Origin of the sequence: Clostridium sp. CCUG 7971 (assembly GCF_017590215.1) — a bacterium.
GTDB lineage: Bacteria > Bacillota > Clostridia > Peptostreptococcales > Peptostreptococcaceae > Faecalimicrobium.
Window position 1 is genome coordinate 1 of the sequence record NZ_JAFFPK010000245.1, and the last position, 614, is coordinate 614.

The following is a 614-nucleotide window of genomic DNA, read 5'->3' on the forward strand; positions in this document are numbered from 1 at the left end:
ATATGTATTAATTATAAAAAAGGTATCCAAAATTTGAATATCTTTTTGAATATAAAAAAAGATTACGTGGCTACGTCTTACTCTCCCAGGCAGTTGCCCACCAAGTACCATCAGCGCTAAAGAGCTTAACTTCTGTGTTCGGAATGGGAACAGGTGTATCCTCTTTGCTATTGTAACCACATAATCTCTTATGCTTAATATTTCTATTAAGTTTTTCAAAGTTAATACTCTGAAAACTACAAACATTTATTGAATTAATCATTTTAATTGGTCAAGTCCTCGACCTATTAGTATCGATAAGCTAAATACATTACTGCACTTACACCTTCGACCTATCAACCAGGTAGTCTTCCTGGAGTCTTACCCTTACGGTGGGAAATCTTATCTTGAAGTTGGCTTCGCGCTTAGATGCTTTCAGCGCTTATCCATTCCGTACATAGCTACCCAGCCATGCCCTTGGCAGAACAACTGGTACACCAGAGGTACGTCCATCCCCGGTCCTCTCGTACTAAGGACAGGTCTCCTCAAATTTCCTACGCCTGCGACGGATAGGGGACCCGAACTGTCTCACGACGTTCTGAACCCAGTCGCGTACCACTTTTAATGGGGCGAAC

General features: G+C 41.7%; 2 rRNA genes. Both read right to left on the minus strand.

Annotation, left to right across the window (positions count from 1 at the left end):
• Window positions 1-64 precede the first annotated feature (64 nt).
• Window positions 65-181: ribosomal RNA gene (gene rrf / locus JWF52_RS19075) — 5S ribosomal RNA — on the minus strand.
• 86 nt (window positions 182-267) lie between these two features.
• Window positions 268-614 (minus strand): 23S ribosomal RNA (locus JWF52_RS19080); the annotation flags it as partial.